Source organism: Nostocoides australiense Ben110 (assembly GCF_001050535.1).
Classification (GTDB): Bacteria; Actinomycetota; Actinomycetes; order Actinomycetales; family Dermatophilaceae; genus Nostocoides_A; species Nostocoides_A australiense.
This window is the reverse complement of the sequence record NZ_HG764815.1, coordinates 3,200,105-3,202,631: the sequence shown is the minus strand read 5'-3', so window position 1 is coordinate 3,202,631 and position 2,527 is coordinate 3,200,105. Positions and strand designations below refer to the sequence as shown.

Sequence of the window (2,527 nt, the reverse complement as noted above, 5' to 3'; positions counted from 1 at the left end):
CTGTCAACGGCCAGTTGGAAGTCCCCGGTTTTGGCCAGGTGGAAGTCCCCACCCTCTGCGGGGTTGATCAGGGGGTGGGTAGCTCACCTCCTCGGCGTTGACGGGCTTGGCGCATGCGGTAGGACTGGCCGTTGGTGACCACGGTGGTGGCGTGGTGCAGCAGCCGGTCGAGCATGGATACGGCGGTGGTGTGCTCGGGCAGGAACCGTCCCCAGTCCTCGAAGGAGTGGTGTGAGGCGACGCCGAGGGAGCGGCGTTCGTAGGCGGCGGCGACGAACCGGAAGAGCAGCTGGGCGCCGGTGTCGTCCAGCGGGGCGAAGCCGATCTCATCGACCAGGACGACATCGTTGCGCAGCAGGGCCTCGATGGTCTTGCCGACGGTGTTGTCGGCAAGGCCGCGGTAGAGCGTCTCGACGAGGTCGGCCGCGGTCACGTACCAGACCCGGTGCCCGGCCAGGACGGCCGCGTGACCAAGTGCGATGAGCGTGTGCGACTTGCCCGTCCCCGCGGGGCCGATCAGGGCCACGTTCTCCCTGGCCCTGACCCACTCCAGGGACGTCAGGTACGCCCACGTCGGCGCCGGGATCGAGGACGCGGCCAGGTCGAACTCCTCGATCGTCTTGAGCACCGGGAAGGCCGCGGCCTTGATGCGTGCTCGTTCGTTGGAGGCGTCCCGGGCGGCGATCTCAGCCACGACCAGGGCCCGCAGCACCTCCTCCGGTGTCCAGCGTTGGGTCTTGGCCGTGATGAGCAGCTCGGGGGCGAGCTGACGCATCGCGGCCAGCTTCAACCGGCGCAGCCCCGCGGTCAGGTCCGCGTCCAACGGTGGTGCGGTGGTGCTCACGAGGACACCGCCTTGGTGGCCGGGGCGTACTCGGCCAGCGACCGCCCCGTACTGGTCGGCAGATCGATGACCAGCGCGTCCCCGGCCGGGCGCGGGGTCGGGACGCCGGTGCCGGCGGCCAGGATCGAGCGGACATCGCTGGCCTTCCACCGACCAAAGGCGGTGGCTCGCTCCAGGGCTGCGACCATCGCGGCCTGTCCGTGGGCGGCGGTGAGGGTGTTCAGCTCGGCCAGCTCTGGACCCAGGCGGGTGTGCCCGGCGCCGGCGGCACCGGCGATGAACGCCTCCGCGGCCGGACCGAGGGAGCAGAAGTCCTTCTCCGCCGCGCTGCGCGGGCGGATCGCCCGCACCGGGACCGGTGGGCGAGCACCTCCGTAGTGCTCATCGAGGACCGAAGCCTCACCCGGGCCAACGAGGGGGTGCTCGGCGTGGACCTCCCCGGTACCGACGTCCAGGATCAGCACCCGGGCGCCGTCGACGAGGACACCGACCTGGGTGCCGATCAGCGCGGTGGGCACCGAGTACCGGGCCGAACCCAGGCGGATCGTGGACAGCTTGTCGACCTTGCGCCTCACCGGTGCTGGCCCGATGAGCGGGCGCAGCGAGGGCAGCTCGGTGAGCAGGTCCACCTCCTTGGCCAACCGTTGGTCCGGGACGGCGGCGATCTCTGAGTGGAGCGCGGCGTTGACCTCCGCACACCAGTCCGCCGCGCGCTGGTTGGCGCCACCGAGGTCGGCCAGAACCCGGGCGGCGCCGGCGGCCAGGTCCCCGGAACCGGCATGCTCGAGGATGAGCGGGCGGGCCAGGTCGTCCTTGCCGTAGCGGACGAGGGCCTCCACGATCCCCTTGGACTCCGGGTCCGCCGCCTCGCAGAAGTCAGGCCGGAACCGGTAGTGCGTGGCGAAGCGGACATAGTCGGGCGTGGGCACGACCCGGTTGGCGACCACCCCGCCCTTCAGGCACCCCATCCGGTCGGCGAGGACGACCTTGGGTGTGCCGCCGAGGACCTCGAAGCACTCGGCCAGCATCGCTATCGTCGTCGCGGCCTTCTCATCAGCGGCGAAGCGGACGAACCGGAACCTTGACCAGGCCAACACCGCGGCGAAGACGTGCACGCCGGCGATCACGCCCCAGTCGATGACCAGGTGCTCACCCGGGGACCACGACGCCGGCCGGTGGGTCCGCCCGTGCTGGGCCCGCCACGCCTTCTTCTCCTGGGCCACGAGGCGGCGGAAGTTGCGGGCCGAGCCGGTGTACCCGGCAGCGCGGGCCCTGGGCAGCAGCCGCTTGGCACTGATCCGGCCCCTGGTGTCCTTGACGTCCTGGGCCACGAGCGTGCGCACGTCCTCGTAGTTCGCCGGCCGCGGTGCACGCACCGGACGGTCCTGGCCCGCGGCGTGACGCTCCACGACGCGCTTGACGGTCTTGTGCGTGGTGCCGCAGATGTCCGCGGCTCCTCGGTAGGTGCCGACCTTCTGGTAGGCGGTGATGATGTCCAACTCTTCCCTCATGTTCTTCAATGGAGCTCCCTGGGCGGTGCGGTGACTGGCTAGACACCGCCACCGTCCACCGCCCAGGGGCTCAGCTCATGGACGACACGAGCAGAGGGTGGGGACTTCTACTTGGCCACCAGCGGGGACCTCACATGGCCACCAGCGGGGACTTTGTCACGGCCGTGGACAG

Annotated in this window: 2 protein-coding genes; both read right to left on the bottom strand. The window is 70.7% G+C overall.

Annotation, left to right across the window (positions count from 1 at the left end):
• Positions 1-67 precede the first annotated feature (67 nt).
• Positions 68-844 carry an IS21-like element helper ATPase IstB gene (gene istB / locus BN11_RS15515; RefSeq protein WP_048699189.1) on the bottom strand — a complete coding sequence of 259 codons (777 nt, stop codon included), beginning with the start codon at positions 842-844 and terminating at the stop codon, positions 68-70.
• Positions 841-2,364 (bottom strand): IS21 family transposase, encoded by a 1,524-nt coding sequence (istA, locus tag BN11_RS15510; protein WP_083433800.1) that lies wholly within the window; start codon positions 2,362-2,364, stop codon positions 841-843. Before istA ends, istB begins: the two co-directional genes overlap by 4 nt.
• Positions 2,365-2,527 lie beyond the last annotated feature (163 nt).